At 52.0% G+C, this 24,979-nt stretch carries 23 protein-coding genes; 13 read left to right on the top strand and 10 right to left on the bottom strand.

Annotated elements, in window-relative coordinates:
* Nucleotides 1–397: 397 nt before the first annotated feature.
* Together ccrud_RS13665 and ccrud_RS13660 are read right to left on the bottom strand one after the other, a co-directional pair.
* Complete coding sequence (locus ccrud_RS13665; RefSeq protein ID WP_066569105.1) at nt 398–1,726, bottom strand: FAD-dependent monooxygenase; 1,329 nt, start codon at nt 1,724–1,726, stop codon at nt 398–400.
* Between the two features lie 35 nt (nt 1,727–1,761).
* On the bottom strand, nt 1,762–3,093 hold the full coding sequence (locus ccrud_RS13660; protein WP_066569102.1) for an MFS transporter: 1,332 nt from the start codon (nt 3,091–3,093) through the stop codon (nt 1,762–1,764).
* 64 nt (nt 3,094–3,157) lie between these two features.
* On the opposite strand from ccrud_RS13660, the gene ccrud_RS13655 reads away from it, so the two are divergent.
* From ccrud_RS13655 to ccrud_RS13635, 5 genes are all read left to right on the top strand, one after another.
* The gene (locus tag ccrud_RS13655; RefSeq protein WP_066569098.1) at nt 3,158–3,934 is read left to right on the top strand and encodes an IclR family transcriptional regulator; all 777 of its coding nucleotides are present in this window, start codon (nt 3,158–3,160) and stop codon (nt 3,932–3,934) included.
* A gap of 219 nt (nt 3,935–4,153) precedes the next feature.
* Nucleotides 4,154–5,281: a cupin domain-containing protein gene (locus ccrud_RS13650; RefSeq protein WP_066569095.1), complete on the top strand. Its 1,128-nt coding sequence runs from the start codon at nt 4,154–4,156 to the stop codon at nt 5,279–5,281.
* Between the two features lie 6 nt (nt 5,282–5,287).
* Nucleotides 5,288–6,127: a fumarylacetoacetate hydrolase family protein gene (locus ccrud_RS13645; RefSeq protein ID WP_066569092.1), complete on the top strand. Its 840-nt coding sequence runs from the start codon at nt 5,288–5,290 to the stop codon at nt 6,125–6,127.
* Nucleotides 6,128–6,853, top strand: a complete 726-nt coding sequence (locus tag ccrud_RS13640; RefSeq protein WP_066569089.1) for a maleylpyruvate isomerase family mycothiol-dependent enzyme — start codon at nt 6,128–6,130, stop codon at nt 6,851–6,853.
* Nucleotides 6,854–7,409: 556 nt separating this feature from the next.
* Complete coding sequence (locus ccrud_RS13635) at nt 7,410–7,790, top strand: HigA family addiction module antitoxin (protein WP_066569086.1); 381 nt, start codon at nt 7,410–7,412, stop codon at nt 7,788–7,790.
* Here ccrud_RS13635 and ccrud_RS15100 read toward each other — a convergent pair.
* Entirely contained in the window at nt 7,723–8,154 is a 432-nt protein-coding gene (locus ccrud_RS15100) for a YbaN family protein (RefSeq protein ID WP_074025545.1), read from the bottom strand. The genes ccrud_RS13635 and ccrud_RS15100 overlap by 68 nt on opposite strands.
* A gap of 99 nt (nt 8,155–8,253) precedes the next feature.
* Here ccrud_RS15100 and leuS point away from each other — a divergent pair, with 99 nt between their 5' ends.
* On the top strand, nt 8,254–11,115 hold the full coding sequence (gene leuS / locus ccrud_RS13630; RefSeq protein ID WP_066569083.1) for a leucine--tRNA ligase: 2,862 nt from the start codon (nt 8,254–8,256) through the stop codon (nt 11,113–11,115).
* A gap of 276 nt (nt 11,116–11,391) precedes the next feature.
* Here the strand turns inward: leuS and ccrud_RS13625 are convergent, their stop codons facing one another.
* A complete protein-coding gene (locus ccrud_RS13625; RefSeq protein WP_066570039.1) occupies nt 11,392–12,006 on the bottom strand; it encodes a malonic semialdehyde reductase in 615 nt (204 codons plus the stop codon).
* Between the two features lie 228 nt (nt 12,007–12,234).
* Here ccrud_RS13625 and ccrud_RS13620 point away from each other — a divergent pair, with 228 nt between their 5' ends.
* Complete coding sequence (locus tag ccrud_RS13620; RefSeq protein WP_066569081.1) at nt 12,235–12,552, top strand: hypothetical protein; 318 nt, start codon at nt 12,235–12,237, stop codon at nt 12,550–12,552.
* A gap of 153 nt (nt 12,553–12,705) precedes the next feature.
* A complete protein-coding gene (locus ccrud_RS13615; protein WP_066569078.1) occupies nt 12,706–13,941 on the top strand; it encodes a D-amino acid dehydrogenase in 1,236 nt (411 codons plus the stop codon).
* On the opposite strand, the gene ccrud_RS13610 is transcribed toward ccrud_RS13615, so the two are convergent.
* The gene (locus tag ccrud_RS13610) at nt 13,938–15,239 is read right to left on the bottom strand and encodes an FAD-dependent oxidoreductase (protein ID WP_066569075.1); all 1,302 of its coding nucleotides are present in this window, start codon (nt 15,237–15,239) and stop codon (nt 13,938–13,940) included. The two genes, ccrud_RS13615 and ccrud_RS13610, sit on opposite strands and share 4 nt — an antisense overlap.
* Before the next feature lie 100 nt (nt 15,240–15,339).
* Here ccrud_RS13610 and ccrud_RS13605 point away from each other — a divergent pair, with 100 nt between their 5' ends.
* From ccrud_RS13605 to ccrud_RS13595, 3 genes are read left to right on the top strand one after another with little or no spacing between them, the layout of a single operon-like run.
* Nucleotides 15,340–15,936: a VanZ family protein gene (locus tag ccrud_RS13605; RefSeq protein ID WP_066569073.1), complete on the top strand. Its 597-nt coding sequence runs from the start codon at nt 15,340–15,342 to the stop codon at nt 15,934–15,936.
* Between the two features lie 50 nt (nt 15,937–15,986).
* Nucleotides 15,987–16,571, top strand: coding sequence for a VanZ family protein (locus ccrud_RS13600; protein WP_066569071.1), 585 nt, complete (start codon nt 15,987–15,989; stop codon nt 16,569–16,571).
* Between the two features lie 22 nt (nt 16,572–16,593).
* On the top strand, nt 16,594–18,078 hold the full coding sequence (locus ccrud_RS13595; protein WP_066569068.1) for a gluconokinase: 1,485 nt from the start codon (nt 16,594–16,596) through the stop codon (nt 18,076–18,078).
* A 48-nt stretch (nt 18,079–18,126) separates the two neighbouring features.
* Here ccrud_RS13595 and ccrud_RS15455 read toward each other — a convergent pair whose 3' ends face one another.
* From ccrud_RS15455 to ccrud_RS13585, 3 genes are all read right to left on the bottom strand, one after another.
* Entirely contained in the window at nt 18,127–18,291 is a 165-nt protein-coding gene (locus ccrud_RS15455; protein ID WP_157776031.1) for a hypothetical protein, read from the bottom strand.
* A 121-nt stretch (nt 18,292–18,412) separates the two neighbouring features.
* Nucleotides 18,413–19,591 (bottom strand): NAD(P)-dependent malic enzyme, encoded by a 1,179-nt coding sequence (locus ccrud_RS13590; RefSeq protein ID WP_066569065.1) that lies wholly within the window; start codon nt 19,589–19,591, stop codon nt 18,413–18,415.
* Nucleotides 19,592–19,806: 215 nt separating this feature from the next.
* Nucleotides 19,807–20,985: an MFS transporter gene (locus tag ccrud_RS13585; RefSeq protein WP_066569062.1), complete on the bottom strand. Its 1,179-nt coding sequence runs from the start codon at nt 20,983–20,985 to the stop codon at nt 19,807–19,809.
* Nucleotides 20,986–21,373: 388 nt separating this feature from the next.
* On the opposite strand from ccrud_RS13585, the gene ccrud_RS13580 reads away from it, so the two are divergent.
* Together ccrud_RS13580 and ccrud_RS13575 are read left to right on the top strand one after the other, a co-directional pair.
* Nucleotides 21,374–22,387: a zinc-binding alcohol dehydrogenase family protein gene (locus tag ccrud_RS13580; protein ID WP_066569060.1), complete on the top strand. Its 1,014-nt coding sequence runs from the start codon at nt 21,374–21,376 to the stop codon at nt 22,385–22,387.
* 4 nt (nt 22,388–22,391) lie between these two features.
* Nucleotides 22,392–22,868 carry a methylated-DNA--[protein]-cysteine S-methyltransferase gene (locus ccrud_RS13575; RefSeq protein ID WP_066569057.1) on the top strand — a complete coding sequence of 159 codons (477 nt, stop codon included), beginning with the start codon at nt 22,392–22,394 and terminating at the stop codon, nt 22,866–22,868.
* A 5-nt stretch (nt 22,869–22,873) separates the two neighbouring features.
* On the opposite strand, the gene ccrud_RS13570 is transcribed toward ccrud_RS13575, so the two are convergent.
* Entirely contained in the window at nt 22,874–23,464 is a 591-nt protein-coding gene (locus ccrud_RS13570; RefSeq protein WP_245670294.1) for a YdcF family protein, read from the bottom strand.
* A 62-nt stretch (nt 23,465–23,526) separates the two neighbouring features.
* A complete protein-coding gene (locus ccrud_RS13565; RefSeq protein ID WP_066569054.1) occupies nt 23,527–24,678 on the bottom strand; it encodes an RtcB family protein in 1,152 nt (383 codons plus the stop codon).
* Nucleotides 24,679–24,979: the final 301 nt, after the last annotated feature.

Here is a 24,979-nt window from a genome sequence, read left to right as displayed (position 1 = left end):
TCAGTTGGGTCCTGCGTGCGCTTTAGGAGCGATTCTGTGAGGTCATATTTTTTGAGCCGGTTGCGCCAGCTTTTGCACCTTACTTCACCTGCTGGCCAAGGGGGCTTCTGAAAGAGAAATCTTGGTCAAATATGAGGTTATCTGGCTCTGTAAATTTGTTCTGGCGACCAAAGGTCCCGAATCGTTTTTGGTTTTGTTTGGGTACGCCGGTGTATGGAGGGTGTGTGGAGGGAGTTACACCCAGATACTTAAGAACTAGCACCGAAAGCCTGAAACTGGAAAGTATCCGGCTATAGAGCTGCAGTTCAGAAAATCGATGAACAGTTATGAGAGTCATGCGCACAACAAAAATCCCCGCACATTGAAAGTAATGTACGGGGAGTTTTCTTAAGATAATTTAGTTTTGCTCGAGCAGAGCGTATCGCCACTCTTTCAGAGCCTGTGGCATTTCGCCGAGCTCAGGGTTGGCAATGTGGGCGCGCTTGGACGCATCGTAGCCCCACAGCCAGTCTGCGTAGACGAACCAGCCGGTGCGGTCTGCCTGACGGAAGACTTCATTACGGATGAGGCGTGCGGTGCCTTCAACATGCCAGAGTTCACCCCAGAAGCGGCCAACAGTTTGGATACGGGTACAACGTGGGCGACGCTCGGCTTCAACTTCTGCCAAGACCTCTTCCCAATCAAGCTTGCCTGCACGTGCAGCATCAGCTGCGAATAGTGCGACAGCTTCGGCGTCTTCCATAGCCATGACTGCGCCTGAGGCGAGGTACTGAAGTGGTGGGTGGGCGGCGTCGCCAAGCAGCAACATGCGGCCGATGCGCCAGTTTTCTAGTGGCTCGCGGTCGGACATCTGCCACCAGTTGTTGCGCCACAGGGTGTTCAGGCGGTCCTGGATAAAGGTGTCGCAGTGGCTATAAGCCTGGTCGAGTTCTTCTGGGTTGCCCCAGTCTTCTGGGATCTCGCCTGCTGCGCGGCCTTCGAGGTAGCGCTGGGATTCAAAGACCGCAACCTGGTTGAGTAGTTCTCCGCCACGAAGCGGGTACTGGATGAAGTGGACGTGTGGTCCGATGTAGCCGATGACGGACTTGAGGCCCTGCATTTCTACGTCTTCTGCCAACTTGGAAGTGCCACGGTAGGCCACGTAGGAGGAAGCAACAGGGGCGTCGTTGGCAAGCTTCTTGCGCATGACGGAGTGGATGCCGTCGAAGGCGAGGAAGGCGTCGGCAAGCACCGTTTCTTTGTCTTCACCTTCGTTGATGGAGGACTCGATGTCGACCTCAATACCGCCGTCGACGGTGCGGGAATCGGTGACCAAGATACCGTTGTTGAGCTTTGCTCCAGCTTCAATAGCGTTGGTTACCAGGATATTCAGCAAATCAGAGCGGTGGATCACGAGGTAGCGTCCGCCGTAGTGCTGCTGGAACTCCTCATCAAAGTGCAAAGTCAGGATAGTTTCGCGGTTTACTGCATCGCGGAACTGCATGTCTTCTGGAAGGAAACCCGCTGCAACGATTTGATCGAGCAGGCCCCAAGACTCCAGCATGCGCCAGCCGTGAGGGCCGATTTGCAGGCCAGCGCCGACCTCTTTGAACTCAGGTGCGCGCTCATAAAGAGTGACATCGGCACCACGCAGTGCCAAGGCGAGTGCGCCAGCAGCGCCGCCAATACCGCCGCCAGAAATAATGATCTTTTGACCGTTTAGTTCATCAGAATATGGAAGAGACATGAGAGTGAGGTTTCCTTACTTTTAAGAGGTGAGTTCTAGCCTTGAATTTCAACTTTGTGGATGGATCCGAACGATTTCTGCAAGCGCAGCAGCACGCTGAGCGCCACCGCGGAGAGCAATGCTGCAACACCGAACATGATGAAGTTGGAGTTGACACCAAGGTTCCATGCGAGCAGCAGGCCAGCAAGCTGTGGAGCAACGACTGCGCCGATACGTCCCACGCCCAGTGCCCAACCAAGTGCGGTACCGCGGAGGTTACTTGGGTAGAAGTTTGCAACAGCTGCGATGATGAGAATCTGGGTGCCGTGAGTACCAACGCCAGCCAGAATGAGGATGAGGTAAACAGCGCTTACCGGTGGGTAAGTCAACAGGAGGAGCAGTGCAATACCTGCAACACCTGCGGCGACGACGCCGGAGCGAATTGGGCCGAAGCGGTCGCCTGCCCATGCGGTGACAATAGAGCCGATGACAGCGCCCAAGTTGAGTGCCAGGGTGAACATCAGCGCATGGCCGAATTCATAACCAGCAGTTTCCATGAGACGTGGCAGCCACGTGCCGAGGCCGTACCATGCCAGCAGGGTGACAAATGTAGCGAGCGCGAACCAAATGGAGATCCAGCGGTAGCGATCCACAAGAAGATCCTTGAAGCCAGCAGGTTCATCGTGGCCTTCGCGCAGCTCGTGATCCACCTTGATGGCTTTGTCAGAAGGAATGACCTTCATAGCGATAGGCAAGCCGATGACCAGTGGGATCAGTGCGATGAGGAACATGAAGCGCCAGCCCCACTCCTCAGAGGAAGGAACTACCGACAGTGCCAAGACAGCAGCGATAGAACCACCGATTGGCACACCAGACATCATGACCGTTGCCCATGCAGACATGGTCTTGCGTGGCACGAGATCAGAAGTCATAGCGTTTACGGATGGCACCAAGCCACCGAGGCCAAGGCCTGCGATGAAGCGAAGTGCACCGAAAACCCATGGGTTTGGTGCAAATGCACACAGCATGGTGAAGATAGAGAGGATCAAGACAGATCCGATAACAGCTGCTTTGCGTCCGACACGGTCAGAAAGCCGTCCAATAAAAACAGCGCCGATAGCCATACCGAAGAATGCTGTGGATCCGATGGTGCCAAGGGTTGCGGAGTTGAGGTCCCATTCCCTAGCGAGCGCGGATTGGACGGTGCCATATACGATGAGGTCGTAACCGTCGAAAATAACAAAGAACCAGCCAATGAGAACGGCTGCCAGTCGGCGACCGCTAATTCCCAGAATGGTTAATCCCTTATTTTCTATTTCAGAGCCAGTTAATCCTCCGGGTGGTGGCCCAGCCACTGTCCCACCCGGTGTTGCTGCGTGTGATGTCATAAACACATATTCGGGGTGAGCCAAGTTACAATCAAAGAGATTCCGCTATGTGGAAAGGGAGATTATGGAAACCGTTGCACCCACCCAGGGGCTACCCCCGAAAGATTTCTTAAGTTCTGTGGACACTGCGTTGCAGCTTATTTTGCTGCTCCGCGATGCTGGTCGGCTGACCATTTCTGGCGCCGCGAGCACTCTGGATGTAGGGGTTTCTACCATCCACCGATCCATGTCCATGCTGGTCTATCGTGGTTTTGCTGTCAGGAGTGAATCAAGAACATATTTGCCGGGTCCGGCTTTAGCTACATCAGCCTTGCAGCCGGGGCTGGGGGCCGACTTAACGGAAATGTGTAGCCATTACATGGAGTCCATGAGTAAAGAAACGGGGGAAACCAGTCACCTGATGATCCTGCAGGGCAATAGCGTGCATTTCATTCACAGTGTTGAAGGGTCGAATCCGGTGCGAGTGGGAAATCGCCGAGGTCAGGTCATGCCGGCTACGCAAAATGCGGGTGGATTGGTAATGCTTGCGGAGATGTCTGTGCGGGAATTGCGCGGGCTGCATCCCTCTCTTGGTGATGAGGAATTTGAAAACTTGAGGAAGCGTCTGCGTCGCACCCGCGATCGCGGGCATGGAGCCAATTTTGGCTTCTTTGAGCAGGATGTCAGTGCAGTGGCGGAGCCTTTATTGAATGAGGTGGGTGATGTTCTTGGTGCAATCTCGCTGGCAGTGCCCTCAAACCGCTTTCGTGAGGCCTATCCGAAAGCTGTACGTGCCCTAGATCGGCACATACGTGACCTCAATAGGGCTTTGGCCACCTACCGAGTGCCTGAAAAAGGATGAGTGGGGGCATTTTTCTTCTGATTCGCACCCCCACTAGCTACATTTTCCGTATAGCGGAAATATCTTGAGTCACGTTTCAAAGACCAATATGTTCAAAGTCACAAACTATAAAGATTGCTAGATGTGATTACATGTGGCGCTGCAACATTTAAGTGATTGCCACTGGTTGCCACGTGAAGAAAGCATCTACAACATACGTAGAAGGAGGACTCCGACGATATGGGTGCCCCAGGTAAAAATGACTACTCAACTGAACACGTAAAGCAGGAAGTCCCACCCGCAACCCCAGAAGAGCAAGCAGAGCTAGACACCATGTACAAGCGCATGGATGATCTTCACCTCAAGCCTTTGTGGACTCAAATCGGTGGACTTATGCCCAACCACCCAGAACCACGCGCAGTGGCTCACAAATGGGATTGGGAAGAACTGCTCAAGCTAGCAAAGCGCTCTGGCGATCTTGTTCCAGTGGGCCGCGGCGGCGAACGTCGTGCGATTGGCCTGGCAAACCCAGGCCTTGACGGCAACACCTACATCTCCCCTACCCTGTGGGCTGCAATTCAGTACCTAGCACCTGGCGAAAATGCTCCAGAACACCGCCACTCCCAAAATGCATTCCGCTTTGTCATTGAAGGCGAAGGCGTATGGACTGTAGTTAACGGCGACCCAGTACCAATGAAGCGTGGCGATTTCTTACTTACCCCAGGTTGGAACTACCACGGACACCACAACATAGCGACCGAGCCAATGGCTTGGTTGGATGGCCTCGATATTCCATTTGCTTATCAAATGGACACCGGATTCTTTGAATACGGAACCGAAAAGCTCACCGACGAGTCCACTCCAGACCTGTCCCGCTCTGAGCAGCTGTGGGCTCATCCAGGCCTGCGCCCAGTAGCCTTCCCAGGCAAGACCTCTTACTCCCCTATCGGCCGTTATGCCTGGGAGCACACCGATGCAGCACTCAACGATCAGCTAGCGTTGGAAGCCGCAGGCCATCCAGGAACCGTCGCACCGGGTCATGCAGCAATCCGCTTCACCAATCCAACTACTGGTGGCGATGTTATGACCACCATCCGCGCCGAGTTCCACCGCCTGCGCCCAGGAGCTGTCACTACCCCAATCCATGAGGTAGGAAACCGCTGCTTCCAGGTATTTGAAGGCTCTGCAACAATTAATGTTGGGGAGAAAACCTTCGAAGCTAACCATGGCGATGTGATCAATGTACCGTCGTGGCAGAAGTGGAATATCATCGCAGGCGATGAGGGCGTAGACCTCTTCTGCTTCTCTGATGCACCAATCTTCGAGGCTCTAAACCTCGCACGTACTTTTACTCCGGAAGGAATCTAGAAACTTATGCGTCTCGCAACAATCCGCACCAACGGCACCACCATTGCTGCACGTGTTGAATCTGAAAACACCGCAACTGCCATTGAGGGCTTTGCAAACGTCAGCGAACTGCTTCAAGAAAGCAACTGGCGTGAACTCGCAGACAACGCTTCTGGCGAGGCTGTGACCTTTGAGAACAAGGATCTTGACGCTGTAGTTCCAGCTCCAAAGAAGGTCGTTTGTGTCGGTCTTAACTACGCAAACCACATCAAGGAAATGGGCCGTAGCCTTCCAGACACCCCAACCCTGTTTGTGAAGTTCCCTGATGCTTTGATCGGGCCATTCGACGATGTCGTCGTTCCAGAGTGGGCTAATAAGGCTCTTGACTGGGAAGGCGAAATGGCAGTTATCATTGGCAAGCGCGCACGTCGCGTGAAGGAAGCTGATGCAGCTGAGTACATCGCTGGCTACGCAGTAATGAACGATTACACCACCCGCGATTTCCAGTACGCAGCACCTGCAAAGACCCCACAGTGGCACCAGGGTAAGTCCTTGGAAAAGTCCGCAGGCTTCGGCCCATGGATGACCACTCCAGATGCATTTGAGTTCGGCGGCGAGCTGGCAACCTACCTCGAAGGCGAGAAGGTTCAGTCCACCCCAACCAATGACCTGGTCTTTAGCCCAGAAAAGCTCATTGAATACATCACTCATATCTACCCACTGGATGCAGGCGACGTCATCGTTACCGGTACTCCAGGCGGCGTTGGACATGCGCGCAACCCACAGCGCTACATCGGCGATGGCGAGACAGTCAAGGTTGAAATCCAGGGCCTTGGTTACATCGCGAACAAGACGGTGTTTGAATAAATGACAACTTTCCATGATCTTCCGCTGGAGGAGCGGCTGGCTCTGGCAAGGTTGGGTACATCGCACTATTCCCGTCAGCTATCTCTTGTGGATAACGCTGAATTTGGCGAAGAGACCATCCTTAAAGGATGGACTCGTTCCCACCTGATTGCCCACGTGGCTTATAACGCCATCGCACTGTGCAACCTCATGCACTGGGCAAATAGCGGTGAGAAGACCCCAATGTACGCCTCCCCCCAGGCGCGCAATGAGGAAATCGCTTATGGGTCCACCCTCAGTCCTGATGCGCTGCGCAACTTGCATGAGCATTCCGTTGCGCGTCTAGACGTGGATTGGCGTGAAACTTCGCAAGAGGCATGGTCACATGAGGTGCTCACGGCTCAGGGACGCACTGTCCCGGCCAGCGAGACCTTGTGGATGCGCTCACGAGAAGTATGGATCCACGCTGTTGATCTTGGAGCGGTTGCTACCTTTGGTGATCTTCCTGAGGTCATCTTGCACACCTTGGCAGCGGAAATCACTGCAAAATGGGCTGGACAAGGAGCCGGTGAAGGGCTTGTGCTTGTCGACGAGTCCTCCGGGGTCCGCTACTCGGCCGCCGCTGGGGAGAACGAGATTGTTCTCACTGGCAGCCTCGCTGGCATTGTCCGCTATGCCTCCGGCCGCGGACTAGATGGTGTGACTTCTTCTATCGGAGAAGTTCCAGAACCACCGCGCTGGCTGTAAAAGCTTCTTAAATGGTCATGATCCCTCAGTGGGGGGATCATGACCATTTTTTTTATTTCTATTTACTGGGCAAGCTTCCAAAACACTGCAAAGGTTGAAGGATGTAGGTGCAATAGGGGCTTTTTGTATCTGTGTGCTTGTTTAAGGTACTTGATGCCTCCGTATGGGTTTTGGTATGGGTCGGGCCCCGTTAGTCCCTTGATGGGGATCCTGGTCGGGTGCTTTTCGTGGATTTGGCCCAAATTTCCTTGCTTAAGATACAAAACTTGGCCCAGGGGCCTGGGGGGAGCTCTGGAAAATAATTTTGTGGCGCCCTTCTCGGGTTGGGATTTTGGGTGGATTTTCTTCCCAAATTAGATTTTTAAAATTCATTCCTCCACAAAACTACCATTAGAAGCAGGTTTACTATGCCCACCTATGTCGAATTGCGTTATAGGTGGATTGGTGTAATTATAGTCTATAACGTATTGCGTTATAATGCAGTTCAGGCCATAAACTCTACCCTGAAGGGGTGGCTATGTTGCAAAACGTTATACTTATAAGCCTTAACTAGAAAATGATTGGGGGCGGTAGTCGGGTGAGTAATGCAGGCGAACGCAACAATAATGAACAGCCCGTGATGCCGGGAGAAATTCTGCGTGAAGAATTCATGGAGCCTTTGGAGTTATCCCAAAATGGATTGGCGCGAGCAATAGGTGTGCCACCACGCAGAATTAATGAAATTGTCCATGGGAAACGTGCAATCACAGCAGATACTGCACTCCGTTTAGCCGCTTATCTTGGCCCTGACCCGCAATTTTGGCTGAATTTGCAGATGCACTATGACCTCTCGGTCACTTATTTGGATACGCGAAACGTGTTGGAGGCAATTAAGCCTTATGATCATCAGCAAAATGTGGCTCGGAGGCTGAATCCTCTTCAGGAGCGTTCCCAATAGCTAATGCTTCTGGTCGGGGTTTGAGCCTGAAGATGTGGATGCTGACACCCAGCGCGATACTGGGCAGGATAATCCAAGGAACCGTTGCTTCGATCAGGACGCAGGAAATAATAATGCCAAACCACAAGGTAAGCAGCGTCTGGAATTTATGACGGGGTGTCATGGCGTGATTGTAATAATTGGAAATGTACTGGCCAAAAATTCGGTGCGACATAAGACAGTTATGCAGTCGCGTAGAACCTCGGGCAAAGCAAAAGGCGCTTAGTAGAAGAAACGGTGTTGTAGGGATTATTGGTAAAATAACCCCGATTGCTCCACAGACAAGACTGATTAACCCGACGGTGACAAGCAGTGGTTTCCACATAAAACCCAAGCATATCTACCGATGGTTCTCTTATCTCAGAGGGCGGAGAATTGCCCTCCACACATGAGATGTCGCGTGTACCTACTACACTGTTTAACCATGACTAACCCGAGCGAAGGCACCACTCCCCTGGCGTTCCGTTATACCCCGGAACTTGCCAATAAGATCGAAGGTGAGTGGCAGAATTACTGGACTGAAAACGGCACATTCAACGCACCCAACCCGGTGGGTGATCTAGCGCCTGCGGACGGTAAAGCACTTCCTGATGACAAGCTCTTTGTTCAGGATATGTTCCCTTACCCATCTGGTGCTGGCCTGCACGTGGGACACCCACTGGGCTATATCGCCACGGATGTTTTTGCCCGCTACAACCGCATGCTGGGCAAGAATGTTTTGCACACTTTGGGCTATGACTCCTTCGGTTTGCCTGCAGAGCAGTACGCTATCCAAACCGGTACGCACCCTCGCGCCACCACGATGGCCAACATCGAAAATATGAAGCGTCAGCTCGAAGCGCTTGGCTTGGGACATGATTCCCGCCGTGCAGTAGCTACCACGGATCCAGAGTTCTACAAGTGGACGCAGTGGATCTTCCTGCAGATCTTTAACTCTTGGTTTGATGTGGACCAGCAGAAGGCCCGCCCAATCAGTGAACTGATTCCATTGCTGGAGTCCGGCGAGCTGAAGACTAAGGACGGAGCGGATTACAGCGCGCTGGGAGACATCGAAAAGCAAAAAGCGGTGGATGACTACCGCCTTGTTTATCGCTCCAACTCCACCGTGAACTGGTGTCCAGGTCTGGGCACTGTGCTGGCAAACGAGGAAGTAACCTCGGACGGCCGTTCTGAGCGCGGTAATTTCCCAGTTTTCCGCAAGAACTTGTCCCAGTGGATGATGCGCATTACCGCATATTCAGATCGCCTCATCGATGACCTCGAGCTGCTTGATTGGACTGACAAGGTCAAGTCTATGCAGCGTAACTGGATCGGTCGCTCCCGTGGCGCCGAGGTGGATTTCTCCGTGGAAGGCGAAACCGTCACGGTATTCACTACCCGCCCAGACACCCTGTTCGGTGCAACCTACATGGTTCTTGCACCTGAGCATGAGCTGGTTGACGTCCTGTTGAGCAAGGCTGGAACCTATGACGGTGTTGATGCTCGTTGGACCAACGCGCAGGCAACCCCTGCGGAAGCTGTTGCAGCATACCGCGCATCTATTGCCGCTAAATCTGATCTAGAGCGCCAGGAAAACAAGGAAAAGACCGGCGTTTTCGTTGGCGTTTATGCCACCAACCCAGTCAATGGCGATCAGATTCCTGTATTCATCGCCGATTACGTTCTCACCGGCTACGGAACCGGCGCCATCATGGCTGTTCCTGCGCACGATGAGCGTGACTATGAATTCGCCACCGAACTTGGCCTGCCAATCGTGGAAGTTGTCTCCGGCGGTAACATCGCAGAAGCGGCGTTCACTGAGTCTGGTGCGGCTGTAAACTCCGCCAATGACGAAGGCTTGGATCTCAACGGACTGGCTAAGGCTGAAGCTGTTGCACAGACGATTGAGTGGCTGGAAGAAAAAGAACTCGGCCGTGGCACCATTCAGTACAAGCTCCGCGATTGGCTCTTTGCCCGCCAGCGTTACTGGGGCGAGCCTTTCCCAATTGTTTATGATGAAAACGGCCAGGCACACGCCCTGCCAGCATCTATGCTGCCAGTAGAGCTGCCAGAGGTAGAAGACTACAAGCCTGTCTCCTTCGACCCAGAAGACGCAGACTCAGAGCCATCCCCACCACTAGCAAAGGCCCGCGAATGGGTCGAGGTGGAACTGGACCTTGGTGATGGCAAAAAGAAGTACACTCGCGACACCAACGTGATGCCACAGTGGGCCGGATCTTCCTGGTACCAGCTGCGCTATATCGATCCAAGCAACGATGAGCAGTTCTGCAACATTGAAAACGAACGCTACTGGACTGGCCCACGTCCAGAAACCCATGGACCAAATGATCCAGGCGGCGTAGACCTCTACGTCGGTGGCGTGGAACATGCTGTTTTGCACTTGCTGTACGCACGCTTCTGGCACAAAGTCCTCTTTGACCTCGGACATGTTTCCTCCAAGGAGCCATACCGCCGTCTCTACAACCAGGGCTACATCCAGGCATTTGCCTACACCGATTCCCGTGGCGTCTACGTGGCTGCCGATGAGGTGGAAGAGAAGGATGGAAAATTCTTCTACCAGGGTGAAGAAGTCAACCAGGAATACGGAAAAATGGGCAAGTCCCTCAAAAACGCCGTCGCCCCAGATGACATCTGCAACAATTTTGGTGCTGATACCCTGCGCGTCTACGAAATGGCCATGGGGCCACTGGACACCTCACGTCCATGGGCAACCAAGGACGTGGTCGGCGCACAGCGCTTCCTCCAGCGCATGTGGCGCTTGATCGTTGATGAGAACACCGGCGAAGTGCTCACCCGCGATATGGAAGCACTCACCGATGATGACAACAAGCAGCTGCACCGCACCATCGCAGGTGTGCGTGATGATTACACCAACCTGCGTGTCAACACCGTGGTTGCCAAGCTCATTGAGTACGTCAACTACCTGACCAAGACCTACCCAAACACCATCCCAACTGGCGCGGTCTTGCCACTTATTGTCATGGCTTCCCCTGTTGCGCCACACATCGCAGAGGAACTCTGGCAGAAGCTTGGTCACGACGACACCGTCACTTACGAACCATTCCCAACCTTTGAGGAAAAATGGCTCACCGACGATGAAATCGAACTGCCAGTCCAGGTCAACGGCAAGGTGCGCAGCCGCATCACCGTTGCAGCCGATGCCAGCCAGGAGCAGGTCATCGAAGTAGCGCTTGCCGACGAGAAGGTGCAGGAACAACTCGCGGGTAAGAACCTCATCAAGCAGATTGTTGTCCCAGGCCGCATGGTCAACCTTGTGGTGAAGTAATTCCCACAGCTTGAAAAAGCTGCACCCACCCTTTTCTTAGGGTGGGTGCAGCTTTTTATGTGTGTGATGTGGATGTCTTCAGCGTGAGTACCTAAAGTTCGACTTCTCATCACCGACTTCACTATGAAATTTTGGAAAATCCTATTGAAGTTGAGCATGAGAAGTCGAACTTTAGGAATGTATTCCGCACGCAGGACACCTGCCCGCCCGCATGATGTGAAGAATAGAAAAATGCCCTGGACAGTGAACCCGTCCAGGGCATTTCTTGCGATTTAATTAAAGAGTTTCAACAACTTCATCCATGCCAAGGCGTGGCAGGCGGTCATGCCAAGCACCTTCCTCAGCTGGCTTGCCCATGTTGATGGCAACGAGAACGCGGTGGCGTCCGTCAGGGAAGAACTCCTTGGAGATAGCTTCTGCATCCATACCAGTCATTGGTCCTGCAGCGAGGCCAGCTGCACGGATTCCGATGATTGCGTAGCCGACCTGTAGGCCAGCGTTGAGTTCTGCGGTGGAAGAGCGTGAGGACTCATCAGCAGCGAACATATCGCGTGCACCTGCGAAGTGTGGGAAAAGCTTTGGCATCTCATCGTGGAAATCAACGTCTGCTGCCAGGAGTGCAACTGCTGGTGCTGCAGCAACCTTTGCCTGGTTTCCTTCAGCCATCAATGGGACGAGGCGCGCCTTTGCTTCTTCAGAACGAACGATGACCACGCGGAGTGGCTGGGAGTTCATTGCGGTTGGAGCCCACTTGACCAGATCAAAGATTGCCTGGATCTGCTCGTCTGAGATTGGCTCATTTGTGAAAGCATTTGCGGTGCGAGCTTCGCGGAAGAGAAGGTTCTGTGCGTCTTCGTCAATTGCCATGATGTCTTGGGTAACAGTAGTCATACTCTGCATAACTACCCGCAGCCACATTTTTGTTCCCACATCAACTAAAATGTGTGTGGAATCACGGTTATGCAATATTTATATTCATAAATTTATATCCCCAAAAGGTCCTTGACCTTAGATGGAATAAGATTTACCTTACAAAGGTGCAGGTTAAACTCAGCTTATTGTTTGTAAACTTGGTAACCTATTAGTACAATATTCCATTTGAAATCAAAGGATTTTTTCATGCGTAAACTTCGTACCACATCCGTAGCTCTGCTTGCTGCTGGTGCACTGGCTTTCTCCGCTACTCCAGCAATGGCTGAGTCCTCTGCAGCTGGCTCTTCCGCTTCCTCTGAGATTGGAAATGCACTCGACGCTAATGAGAGCGAGCGTGCAGTTTGGGGCTCTTCCAAGGATTTCGATGAGGCAACCCCATTCGGCTCTGCTTGGTACGGCTACACCATCGCCGCAACCGCAGTTGCAGCTTTCGGTCTGATCAATGCAAACCTTCCTGCAATCGAGCAGGCTGCCGCACAGGTTGGCATCGATCTCAAGTTCTAGTTCAAACTAGAATTTTTCAATCCCTGTGCACCTTGCAAAAGGTGCACAGGGATTTTCTATGCCTAGGATCTGTCTACAGAAAAAGGCACATGCATGGAGAAACTCATGGATACTGGGCTTACTAGGAGTCCACCCCACAATCAGGAGGGTTTCATGAGTTCGTCTGGAAAAGTCATTGTTGTTGGAGCTGGGATGGTGGGGTTATCCACCGCTTGGCATCTGCAAGAACGTGGGTTTGAGGTGACCGTCCTTGATCGGGATGGTGTTGCTGCTGGCTCATCTTGGGGTAATGCTGGCTGGTTAGCACCGGCAAAAACCATCCCTTTATCGGAGTCAGGTCTCTGGATGTATGGGCCTAAGGAACTCTTCAATCCGGTCTCCCCTATGCATATGCCACTTCGTGTAGATCCCAAACTGTGGCTTTTCCTCGTGCAATTTATGGCCCAAGCTTTTCAGAGCAAATGGGACTCCACCATGGCTGATCTCACTGCGATCGATAAGGTAGCGCTTGCTGCCTTCGACGAGCTGGCACTTGGTGGCGTAGAAGAACTCACGCATGAAGGTCCATTTGTTATTGGCTTTGAAGAAGAGAGCCAATCAGCGGGGTTCCTCAAAGAAATTGCTGGTGTTGTCCGGCATGGCCAAAAAGCGGAGATGACGCGTTTGGATAACCCTCAAGAGCTTGCCCCGATGCTGAGTGAGGAAATCCAGGTGGCTTATCGCTTGGAAGGTCAACGCTTCATCGAGCCGGGTCCTTATGTTCAGTCATTGGCCGATTCAGTGGTGAAACGTGGCGGCACGATCCATGCTGGTGCGGAAGTCGTTCATGTGGCAAAGGGTGATAGTCGTCCTGCGGTTATTTTGGCTGATGGTAGTCGTGAAGAAGCTGACAAAGTGGTTATCGCTACTGGAGCTTGGTTGCCGGGGCTAGTTCGGGAATACGGAGTAAAAACTCTTGTGCAAGCTGGTCGAGGTTATTCCTTTTCAGTAGCAACCGATATTCCCGCACAACATTCTGTGTATCTGCCCCACCATCGCATGGCGTGTACTCCGTATCAGGGTAGATTCCGCATTGCGGGCACGATGGAGTTCCGTGGGCCAGATGAGCCTTTCCAGCCACGAAGAGTTGAGGCGATTGTGTCTCAAGCAAAACGCCTCATGCGGGGTGTGGATTTTGATGAACGCCAAGATGAATGGGTTGGTTCGCGTCCGGTTACTCCAGATGGCCGTCCACTGATCGGTCAGACCAAGGCGGAAAATATCTATGTTGCTGGTGGCCACGGCATGTGGGGCATTGTGCTTGGCCCTGCCACCGGAAAATATTTGGCAGAGCTGATGGCTACCGGCAAGACGAATTCGATCATCAAGCCTTTTAACCCGCTGCGTTAGTTCTCTAGCAACTGGTTAAAAATCTCTGAGGTGGCGGGGTGCGTGTAAATGCCCTCGCCCAGCTCAGAAGCCGTGATGCCGTGACGCATGGCCAACGCGACAGTGTTGATGATTTCTTGGGAATCAGCGCAGTACAACGTCGCCCCCACTAAGGCATCAGAGTGCTTATCGACGTAAAACTTCACCATGCCTGATGCCTGGTTAATGATCTTTGGTCGAGGAACCATGGGCATATCTGCGATAAGAGCCTTCTTCACCACTACGTTATCGCCGAGATCGGTAGTTACTCCGACGGTAGATAGTGGAGGTTCGAGGAACGTGGTGGTCGGAATCAAGCGATTCTTTGTACTTTTCTTACTTTTTCCTGCGAGCTGATCAAGCACAATGCGGTGGTCATCGTAGGAAACATAAGTAAATTGTGGTCCACCATTGACGTCCCCTACAGCGAAGATGCCGTCGATATTTGTCCGGAGGTGGGCGTCGACAAGCACTTCGCCACGCGTGCCGGTGTTGATGCCCGCTTGCTCAAGCCCGAGCCCCGTGGTGGCTGGGCGACGGCCGACGGCGATGAGGGCAGCATCGACGTTGAGGTCGCGGTCTTTGAGATGAACTGTAAAGTCGCCGCTGAACCCAGTGAGTTCAGCACTGTTGAGAAAGGTGATGCCGCGTGCTTCAAGGTCACTTTGTGCGAGCTCGGCGATTTCGCTATCGAAATTGTGCAGCGCAACCTCGGCACGATCGATAATCGTCACATGGGAGCCTTGTCCGCTAAAAAGCGTGGCAAATTCCAATCCGATGGGGCCGCCACCAATGATGGCTAGATGTTTAGGCAGCGGTGAAATATGTTGGATGCTGGTGGAATCAAAGACATGCGGATTGTCTATACCGGGCACATCTGGGAGTACTGGTGTGGATCCAGTGTTGATTACAATTTTCGATGCATGCAGTACAAGAGTGTCATCGCCTGCAGTTACTGTGATTTCATGGCTGTTCGTAAAACGTGCCGTGCCATCAATAACAGTCACGCCCTTATCTTGCGCCATGTGCAGATTCTTGGCATTGAGTTTTCCGATCAACTCATCGCGCGCTGCCACTGCATCTACGAAATTTGTTCCTAAGGAAGTCTCAAACAACAATTTCTTTGTGGGGATACATCCAATGTTGATGCACGTTCCCCCGTACATGTGTGGACTTTGCTCAATCAGTGCAACTTTATCTCCGGCTGCTGAGCGTTTCATCGCGATAGTTTTTCCAGCTTTGCCAAATCCAATAACAATGAGATCAAATTCAGAATCCATGTGGCCCACCGTACTCTCGAGCAATCTATTCGCAGTTCCGTAGCGTTTTTGCTGAAACCTTGCAGTAAACGCACAGGGCATCGTTTTAGGGTAGTTTCTCATGTCGACCACTCACGCTTCAGGGATTCAGGTGCCACAAGCACCACAGCAATCTCACCACACCACTCGGCCAGGCCGCGAAGGAAAAGTCTCTTGGCTGCTGTTTTCTATTTCTTTTGGTGTGTATGTTGTGCTGCTTGTGATGATGACACTGTTGAAAAATCGGCTTTCTTTAGGCGGATTGTGGAACACCGAGGCACATCAGTTCAGGTCGATTGATCTGGAACTTTTCAATGGCTTTGTGGACGCTCCAATCTGGTGGGGGCCGTGGACTAATACTTTCGGCAATATCGCATTGTTTATACCTTTTGGATTTTTCCTCTATACAGCGCTGCGTAAATTAGGCCACCGTTTTCCCTTTGTGGAAACAGTCCTCTTCGCAGGGCTAAGCAGTCTGATTATTGAGGTATTGCAGTGGGTGTTCGCTGTGGGCTATTCAGATGTTGATGATCTCCTGTGCAACTCCATCGGCGGCATGATCGGCGCTGTGGTTGCGGTGTGCGTACCTGTGAAAGCGAGCAAAGTGATCAGTGGAATAGTGATGGCAGGTTCCTTAAGTGTGATGGCGATGATGCTCTATTCGAGCATGGCTATTTAATCTCTTTGGAGACCAGAAAAATCTCAGGTGCAGCTATACGATCAGTAGACATGAAAACTCCGTCGACTCCCGTCATGTGCTTGGCACTACTTGCTTATAGTGCAGTGATGGTCTCTTTGACCATGTTGAAATCATTTTTTGTCATTGGGTTGTTGTGGGTGCCAGAAGCTCATAGAAATCGTTCTATTTCTATTGCTCCCTTTAATGATTTTCTCGAATCTGGATCGTGGTTTTCGCCGCTTTTTGGGTATGGCGGAAATTTCGCATTCTTCGTTCCTTTTGGAGTGCTTTTATACGCACTGCTGAAATCCTCTCCGCGGAAATATTGGCAGAAAAATGCAGTACTGAAAACAATGCTGCTTGGCGCGTTATTCAGCATGGCCATTGAGGTTTCCCAATATGTATTCATGCTGGGCTACAGCGATATTGATGACATTATTTTCAATACTTTAGGCGCTGCTGCGGGAGCTACGATTGCCAAGATTTTCGGCTGGAGATTTTTCTACATATGGGTCTGGTTGGCTCTGATTTTGGCGGTAGTTTTTATAGTTTTGGTGGCGCTCGGCCCTCGGTTAGGCGACCCGGATAAAGTGATTGAGCTTCAGGCTATATCCTTAAAGGACGCTCTTTATTAGTCTGACCTTTAAAGGAAGCCTTATGGGATCAATTCCAACAATGTCCATCCCTTTCGATGACTCACGTGGTCCGTATATCCTAGCTATGGATATCGGCTCCACTGCATCTCGTGGTGGTCTTTATGATGCTTCTGGTTGCCCGATTAAGGGCACCAAACAGCGGGAATCACATGAATTCACTACTGGTGAAGGTGTGTCCACGATTGATGCTGATCAGGTTGTTAGAGAGATCACCGAGGTTATCAACGGCATTCTTAAAGCAGCCGATGATCATAATATTAAAGATCAGATCGCAGCCGTTGCGCTTGATTCTTTTGCTTCTTCATTGGTATTGGTGGATGCCGCTGGCAACGCTTTGACTCCGTGCATTACCTACGCGGATTCTCGTTCCGCGAAGTATGTGGAGCAGCTTCGCGCGGAGATTGATGAGGAAGCCTACCACGGACGCACTGGTGTCCGACTGCATACCTCTTATCATCCTGCCCGTCTTTTGTGGCTGAAAGCTGAGTTCCCTGAGGCTTTCGCACAGGCTAAATATGTGATGACGATCGGTGAGTACGTTTATTTCAAACTTGCTGGCATCACCGGAATGGCTATGTCTATTGCAGCCTGGAGTGGCATTTTGGATGCGCACACCGGTGAGCTTGATTTACCAATTCTGCAGAATATTGGCATTGACCCAGCGCTTTTTGGTGAGATCAGAAATCCTGATGAACCTGCCACTAATGCTGTCGTTGCGGATGAAAAGTGGAAACAATTGGAAGAGATTCCATGGTTTCATGCAATCCCTGATGGTTGGCCATCCAATATTGGCCCAGGTGCTGTTGATTCACGCACGGTGGCGGTGGCTGCTGCTACCTCTGGCGCAATGCGCGTTATTTTGCCCAGCGTTCCAGCCGAGATTCCTTCAGGCTTGTGGTGCTACCGAGTATCCCGCGATCAGTGCATCGTGGGCGGCGCGCTCAATGATGTCGGACGTGCTGTGACATGGTTGGAACGCACGGTGATCAAGCCTGAGAATCTGGATGAAGTACTGATCCGTGAACCACTGGAAGGCACACCTGCTGTACTGCCATTTTTCTCTGGTGAACGCTCGATTGGTTGGGCAGCATCCGCGCAGGCAACGATCACTAATATTCAAGAACAGACCGGCCCAGAGCAGATGTGGCGTGGAGTTTTTGAATCACTCGCACTTTCCTACCAGCGAGTATGGGAGCACATGGAGCTAGCCGGTGCGGCCCCAGAGCGCGTTATTGCCTCCGGCCGAGTTGCCACTGACCATCCAGAGTTCCTGGCGATGCTGGCCGACGCCCTGGATACCCCAGTTATTCCGCTAGAGATGAAGCGCGCGACTCTCCGCGGCACCGCGCTCATCGTTCTTGAGCAGTTGGAACCAGGCGCTCCTCGCGCGACGCCACCATTTGGCACCGCGCATCAGCCGCGCTTTGCCGAGCATTACACCAAGGCAAGAGAGCTTTTCGACGCCCTCTACCGCACGTTGGTTTAGCTTTTCGACGCCCTCCTGTTTTTTGGGGAGGGTGACTGATAGCCTCTGCTACTTAGAAGTCCTGCCAGCACGTTTGGCCACGATCTTGCTTTTCCCGGAGACGACGAACTTTCCAGTGACAGCACTTCGGCGCATGCCGCCTGAAACCCGATAGACTTTCGCTCCTACTTTTTGGAGATTACGAGGTGCATCACCAGCGGTTTGATTAGTCATGGGAGGACTCCTTTCTGTTTAAGGCTGCATTACGTAACATGTTGCAAACCGAAAAGCCCCATCGGGGACGGATGGGGCGTGGGGCACTATCGGAAGAGGGGCGCGTCGACAAGCGATCTTGTTAAGCGCCTTGTGCTTCGGCAACAGCCTGGACTGCGGCCTTAACTGCTGGGGCAACTCGAGGGTCCAGTGCGGTAGGCACAATGTGGCCGGCATCGAGCTCATCAGCAACGATGGCTGCGATTGCTTCTGCAGCAGCAAGCTTCATTTCTGGAGTGATTTTCTTTGCCTTGGCTGCGAGAGCGCCAGCGAAGATTCCTGGGAATGCCAGCACGTTGTTGATCTGGTTTGGCAGATCAGAACGGCCAGTTGCTACGATCGCGCCGTACTTCTGGGATAGTTCAGGATCGATCTCTGGGGTGGGGTTAGCCAGGGTGAACAGGATTGGCTGTGGAGCCATCAGTTTGAGGGCTTCCTCGCCGATATTGCCACCGGAAACGCCGATGAATAGATCTGCGCCAGTGAACGCTTCGTTGATGCCACCGCTGATTCCGCGAGGGTTGGTCTTGGCTGCGAGGGCTTCCTTAACTGGGGAAAGATCCTCACGGCTGTCGTGGATGATGCCGCGGGAATCCAGGACAACAATGTCTGTTGCGCCTGCATTGCTCAGCATATCTACAGCTGCCACGCCTGCGGCCCCTGCGCCGGAAATAACGATCTTAAGGTCTTCGATCTTACGATCCATTAACTTGAGGGAGCTGCGCAGCGCTGCAAGGATAACCACGGCGGTGCCATGCTGATCATCGTGCATGACTGGGATGTCTAGACGTTCGATGAGACGGCGTTCTACCTCAAAGCAACGAGGTGCGGAGATGTCCTCCAGGTTGATCGCGCCAAAGGACGGCGCGATGGCTGCGATGGTTTCTACTAATGCATCAACATCGTGAACATTCAAGACAATAGGAATAGCCTTCAATCCGGCGAAGGAGTTGAACAGCTGCGCCTTGCCTTCCATGACAGGAAGGGATGCCTGTGGTCCGATATCGCCAAGACCAAGGACGGCAGTGCCATCGGAAATAACCGCAACGGTGTTGCCGATGCCAGTGTGTGTGCGAGCAACCTCTGGATCTTCTGCGATTGCCTCGCAGACCTTTGCCACACCTGGGGTGTAGGCGAGGGAGAGATCGCGCATATCGCGCAGCGGACGAGTGGAGCTAACAGAGAGCTTGCCGCCCTCGTGTGCTTCGAAGATTTCCTCATGGGTGAGGTTTTGGGTGGAACGCTGCAGCTCGATGGTCATATCATTTGGCCTTGTAGATCGATGTTTTTATGGAATAGCGAACCTTCTTAAAGGTTCTGGAACAAAAACACTAGCCAATTCTGTCGCTCAACAAAAACTCCGCTATGCGAACATTTGTAAAATACCCCTGACCTTTATTGCTAATTTTGTGCAGGGGTGACTTGTTATGAATTTAACTGTTTGCAAAGAAAAATTTCCGGTGCATAAACTTGCCTTTATTTCAGCAATGGACGAGACCACAAAGCCAAAACCAGCGTGGAAGCAAGCGAGAGGGCAGCCATGATCCACAAGGTGCCGGCAATCCAATTGGCATCCACCGCCATCGCGCCAAGTGCTGCACCAGAAGCAATACCCACCTGATAAGTCACGACATAAATCGATGAAGCAGAATCCGGATTATTCCGACCCGCATGGAGGAAAATCGTGGTGCCAAGTGTAGGCAGCGCACCATAAGCTCCACCGAAAACTATGACAGCAAGAAAGATAATAACTACTGCCAAGCTGCCTTCAAGGCCAAACGCGATCTGCCCCAAAATTGCTGCGATGACAAAAAATGTGGTGGTGTGAACGCTGCCGCGTAACATGCGTTGATCCACGGTGCGCGTTGCTACAGTCACGCCGATGAGTCCCAATGCGCCAAAGACAAAGAGTCCGATGGAGACAAAGCTATCCCCTACTGTCTCTGCAATGATGAGCCCGAGGTAGGTATATGCGGCAAACACACCAGTGACTGCGCTCAGCAGGAACAGCACCAAAGAGATCAAACCCCAAGGCATGGTTTTCTTCTCTGCTGTCGCAGATTCATTGGGTGTCAGTGGTGGCAATGACGGTACTGTTGGGAGTAGGACAACAACAGCAGCAATTGTGAGAATGCCAAGAATCCATGTCGCCGGGCGCCAGCCAATAAGCTCACCAATCCACGTTGCCAATGGTGAACCCACCACTAGCGCCATGGTCGATCCAATAGAGACCACACCCACTGCACGCCCAGTATGTCCCGGGGACATTCGCGCTGCCATCGGCCCTACTAGCGCCCAAAACACACCGTGCGTTAAAGCTGCGATGATGCGACCTGCAGCAAGCATTGCGTAGTTGATGGTCAGGGCCTGGATGATAATTCCTGTGACCAAAAACGCGAGGGTGATCAGGAAAATTGTGCGCTTATTAAACCGCGATACCCACATCATTGCCGGAATGGTCACGACTGCAACAACGCCCGCATAAATGGTCATTAAAAGACCAATGCTGGATTCTGTCACCCCAAGATCACGAGACATTGGTTTGATAAGACCAACCGCAAACATTTCAAAAGTGACATAAACAAAGGCCGCAAAACTCATAGCGGTCAAAGGGATGACAGGGAACCGGGCTTCAGGCGCGGTGGTAGTGCTCATGGTTGCGGGTTTTCCTTATACGAGGGGCTGTTTATTAAAGAGGAGAGCCTGCGAATTAACCTTTTCTGGGGAAAATTTTAAAGAAGCTCATAGAAGTTAAAGTAAGTCATGAAAAACAGTAGCCGTGGTTAGTAGATTCAGCCACGCTAAAAAGGCGGATATCCAGGGAAGTTATTAAACTAACTCATCGCTTGGTCTGCACGTGCGCACCACAATTTGTGAGGGAGAAAGTCTCCTTATTTCCTCCTTGGCTGGTGGCGTGGAAGAGGTCACCGGAGAGTCGGTGGTAGTAAATTTGATAGACCATCTTGGGTAGGAGGAGTTAATCCAAATCTAAGATGAAGAAAAATATCGGCATGAAAAGCACTCTCGGACTAGCATCGAGGTCATGAGCGTGCAGATTGATACTCCAGATCCCACTATGTTTGCAGTTGCAATGCTAGATTCCATCACGTCTGAGCAACCAGATTTTTTAGTTGATGTAGAAGTCGATCGCCCCACCCCTGGCCCTCAAGATCTATTGGTCCAGATAGAAGCTGTATCCATCAATCCGGTGGACACCAAGGTGCGCATGCGCGCCGGGAAGCAAACACATCCTAAAATTTTAGGGTTTGATGCTGTAGGAACCGTGGTGGCAGTGGGATCTCAGGTGTCGCTTTTTTCTGCTGGCGATAAAGTTTTTTACGCCGGATCCAATCAACGTCCAGGAAGCAACGCTCAGTTTCAGGTAGTGGATGAACGCCTCGTGGGACATGCGCCCAAAAGCTTAGAACCTCATGATGCTGCAGCACTTCCACTTATTGCGCTTACTGCGTGGGAATCACTTTTTGATCGTTTGGGTGTCACGCAGTCTTCCACTGGCACCTTATTGGTGTTGGGCGGTTCTGGTGGAGTCCCTTCTGCTCTTATCCAAATTGCTCGTGCGCTCACTGGATTGAAAGTTGTCGCAACTGCTTCCCGCCCGGAATCAGAAGCCTGGGTGAAAAAGCTTGGTGCGCATGAAGTCATTGATCACTCAAAGAACTTGAGCGAGCAGATTTCAGACGTAGATTTTGTGTTTAGTTCCTGGACCGCTGGGCGCGAGGGTGAACTAGCTGAGTTGATGAAACCACAGTCCCACCTGGTGCTTATTGATGATCCAGAGAATCCCAACTTGGGCGCATTTAAGCAAAAAGCTATTGCTGTGCACTGGGAGTTCATGTTTACCCGAGCAATGTTTCATACTCCGGACATGGATGAGCAGGGAAAAATCTTAAACAAGATCGCAGACATGGTGGATCGTGGGCAGTTTGAGGCAGTTACAGCTACGGTGCTGGATGGGCTCAATGCCGCCAATATTATGGAAGGCCATCGGTTGGTCGAGCAAGGTAAAACTTCAGGAAAAATCGTTGTGAGGATATAGACAAATGCGTCATTTACGTTTCGAATCTCCCATTGGTGAACTCCTTCTTGTCGCAAGCGATCAAGGGCTGAGTTATGTGGCATTTTCTGATGAAAATTATGCAGCATGCACGGTCGGTTCCACTCCTGGCAGCAATGCCATTTTGGCACAGGCAGTCGCTGAGCTGAAAGAATACTTTGCAGGCCAGCGCACTGATTTTAGTACGCCATTGGAATGGCCGAATCAAAATTTACTTAGCTTCCGTGGCAAAGTGCAGGAGTTTTTGCTCTCTATTCCTTATGGTGAGAGCAAAACCTACAAACAGATTGCTGCCGATCTAGGAAACGCGGGTGCGGTCCGTGCTGTGGGTAGTGCATGCGCCACAAATCCGCTGCCTATTTTTGCTCCGTGTCACCGAGTCTTAAGAACCGATGGCACTTTGGGTGGTTACCGAGGCGGCCTAGAAGCCAAGCAGTGGTTATTAGAACTGGAAAAGCGCTAGCGCATTTATGCACATGGTGCGGTGATCCAGAATTTGATGTAACCACCAATTTCATGGAGGACTGCATTATGTAGGCCTGCGCGTCCTAAGCTATTGACATTGAGCACTGTGGAATTTCCGGTGTAGCACTGGGAAAACATGCTGCGCACCCGTTGCGTATGCGTACGGCTTGTCACCACAAGCACGCTCTCCCATTTCTCTTTTTTGGCTAGCTCATTGAACGTGCGGGCTTCACCAGAAGTAATGACAGGATAGGGATCCATACAAAAAGAGCTGGCATTTTTGGGTCGAAGTTTCCCGGCACAGTGGGCATAACCTACTTTGTCACGCGCACCGCTGGGGTTGGAGACAACGTAATTGCTGGCGTAGCCTTCTTTCACCAATTGAGCGCCGTATTGGTGCCTGCCATCGCTGGATCCAGCTAATACCAAAACAACATCAACGGGTTGCGGTTCAGCTTTTGTTGGGTACACAAACCATGCCAGCACCAATCCGCACAGTAGAACCACTGAGATGAGTAGGGGCAGGATGCATCGGAAAAGTACGTGGCTGAGTTTCAGCTGGTTCCGGGCCAATGTCCGGCGCAAAGCATTCACGATCCTTCAACGTTGAAAAATGTCAGTCAAAATACCTTATTGCACTTTACCGCCAACTTGAATTAGGTGCCTTTTACGTTGACGATCTGGCGCAGCTTATGCCGGATTTTCACCAAATTTTTCGCATCTTCCATCACCTGGTCGATGTCTTTGTAGGCATCTGGGATCTCATCGATCCACTCCTTGCCCGGCCGGTAGACAATGCCCGCCATCCGGGAGTCCAGGTCGGCCGTCGAGAAGCGTTTTTTAGCCTGGTTGCGTGACATCCGTCGGCCCGCGCCATGCGGTGCAGAGCGCAAAGCCTCGGTGTTGCCTTTGCCACTAACCACATAAGACGCGGTGCCCATCGACCCCGGAATCAACGCCGGCGTGCCATCGTCCGCCAACACGGCACCCTTGCGGGTGAGCCACACGGTTTCGCCGTAGTGCTCCTCCGGAACCGTGTAGTTATGGTGACAGTTGATGCGCTCCACCTCTTCCAACGGCTTGTCGACGAAAAACCCCAGTTCCCGAGCAAATCTGTCCATCATCTCTTCCCTGTTGAGGAACGCAAAACGCTGCGCCCAGTTCAGTTCCTTGATGTAGGAATCAAATTCTTTAGTGCCCTCGCTCAAGTAGGCAAGATCCTGATCGGGAAGTTCCACTTCTGTGCAGGCAGCTCTGGCAACTTTGATGTGTTTCTGTGCAATCTTGTTGCCCACACCGCGGGAACCTGAGTGCAGGAACATCCACACGCGATCCAACTCATCAAGACACAGCTCAATGAAGTGATTGCCGCCGCCAAGGGAACCCAACTGGCGTTTCCACGTTGGTGAATGTGACAGATCAACGCCATCGCGGGTTGCCAATTCCTCCAATTCTGCGATCTTTGGTTTGACGGTGTCCTTCAGCGTGGTGGAATTGTAGTTTCCCGGAGACAGCGGAATGACACGTTCTATGTAATCCCGCAGTATCACCAAATCACGCCCCTGCAGATCAGAAGCTGTGTAGTTGGTACACACGCCTATCATTCCGCAACCTATATCCACGCCTACGGCCGCCGGGATGATCGCACCCTTGGTTCCGAATACCGTGCCCACCGAGGAACCCAACCCGTAGTGTGCATCAGGCATGAGTGCCACATGTGGATAGATAAACGGCATGGTGGCAGTTGCTTCAGCTTGTTTGAGAGCAGCGTCTTCTAGATGGGAAGCGAAGTTAATGACATGATTCATGAAAAATTCCTTTACTTAGAGGTCAGATATGAAAAAGCCCTCCCCAGTGGCTGATGTCAGCTGCACCGGAGAGGGCTTTAAAAGTGTTGAGTGGTCTTTTTTACGTAACCAACACGTTTAACAGGCATGGCGGCGCAAGCTTTTGCAGCAGTTGTAAATGCTGATAAAAGCGCATGGCCTAACTCCTTGTCTGATCTTTAAACGTGTAATCGTCATCATTACAGGTAATGGGACCTCTGGCAAGAGCAACGCCGTTAATGGTGATTTAAGGGGTCGATATTTTCGAATGAGTGTTTGCCTG

The sequence above is a fragment of the Corynebacterium crudilactis genome (assembly GCF_001643015.1).
GTDB lineage: Bacteria > Actinomycetota > Actinomycetes > Mycobacteriales > Mycobacteriaceae > Corynebacterium > Corynebacterium crudilactis.
The sequence above is the reverse complement of the archived record's forward strand: the minus strand, read 5'-3'. Positions and strand labels throughout refer to the sequence as shown.

Coding starts and splice junctions, on each gene's coding strand:
- ccrud_RS13665 (WP_066569105.1), bottom strand. CDS start 1,726: ATGTCTCTTCCATATTCTGATGAACTAAACGGTCAAAAGATCATTATT.
- ccrud_RS13660 (WP_066569102.1), bottom strand. CDS start 3,093: ATGACATCACACGCAGCAACACCGGGTGGGACAGTGGCTGGGCCACCA.
- ccrud_RS13655 (WP_066569098.1), top strand. CDS start 3,158: ATGGAAACCGTTGCACCCACCCAGGGGCTACCCCCGAAAGATTTCTTA.
- ccrud_RS13650 (WP_066569095.1), top strand. CDS start 4,154: ATGGGTGCCCCAGGTAAAAATGACTACTCAACTGAACACGTAAAGCAG.
- ccrud_RS13645 (WP_066569092.1), top strand. CDS start 5,288: ATGCGTCTCGCAACAATCCGCACCAACGGCACCACCATTGCTGCACGT.
- ccrud_RS13640 (WP_066569089.1), top strand. CDS start 6,128: ATGACAACTTTCCATGATCTTCCGCTGGAGGAGCGGCTGGCTCTGGCA.
- ccrud_RS13635 (WP_066569086.1), top strand. CDS start 7,410: ATGATTGGGGGCGGTAGTCGGGTGAGTAATGCAGGCGAACGCAACAAT.
- ccrud_RS15100 (WP_074025545.1), bottom strand. CDS start 8,154: ATGTGGAAACCACTGCTTGTCACCGTCGGGTTAATCAGTCTTGTCTGT.
- leuS (WP_066569083.1), top strand. CDS start 8,254: ATGACTAACCCGAGCGAAGGCACCACTCCCCTGGCGTTCCGTTATACC.
- ccrud_RS13625 (WP_066570039.1), bottom strand. CDS start 12,006: ATGACTACTGTTACCCAAGACATCATGGCAATTGACGAAGACGCACAG.
- ccrud_RS13620 (WP_066569081.1), top strand. CDS start 12,235: ATGCGTAAACTTCGTACCACATCCGTAGCTCTGCTTGCTGCTGGTGCA.
- ccrud_RS13615 (WP_066569078.1), top strand. CDS start 12,706: ATGAGTTCGTCTGGAAAAGTCATTGTTGTTGGAGCTGGGATGGTGGGG.
- ccrud_RS13610 (WP_066569075.1), bottom strand. CDS start 15,239: ATGGATTCTGAATTTGATCTCATTGTTATTGGATTTGGCAAAGCTGGA.
- ccrud_RS13605 (WP_066569073.1), top strand. CDS start 15,340: ATGTCGACCACTCACGCTTCAGGGATTCAGGTGCCACAAGCACCACAG.
- ccrud_RS13600 (WP_066569071.1), top strand. CDS start 15,987: ATGAAAACTCCGTCGACTCCCGTCATGTGCTTGGCACTACTTGCTTAT.
- ccrud_RS13595 (WP_066569068.1), top strand. CDS start 16,594: ATGGGATCAATTCCAACAATGTCCATCCCTTTCGATGACTCACGTGGT.
- ccrud_RS15455 (WP_157776031.1), bottom strand. CDS start 18,291: ATGACTAATCAAACCGCTGGTGATGCACCTCGTAATCTCCAAAAAGTA.
- ccrud_RS13590 (WP_066569065.1), bottom strand. CDS start 19,591: ATGACCATCGAGCTGCAGCGTTCCACCCAAAACCTCACCCATGAGGAA.
- ccrud_RS13585 (WP_066569062.1), bottom strand. CDS start 20,985: ATGAGCACTACCACCGCGCCTGAAGCCCGGTTCCCTGTCATCCCTTTG.
- ccrud_RS13580 (WP_066569060.1), top strand. CDS start 21,374: ATGAGCGTGCAGATTGATACTCCAGATCCCACTATGTTTGCAGTTGCA.
- ccrud_RS13575 (WP_066569057.1), top strand. CDS start 22,392: ATGCGTCATTTACGTTTCGAATCTCCCATTGGTGAACTCCTTCTTGTC.
- ccrud_RS13565 (WP_066569054.1), bottom strand. CDS start 24,678: ATGAATCATGTCATTAACTTCGCTTCCCATCTAGAAGACGCTGCTCTC.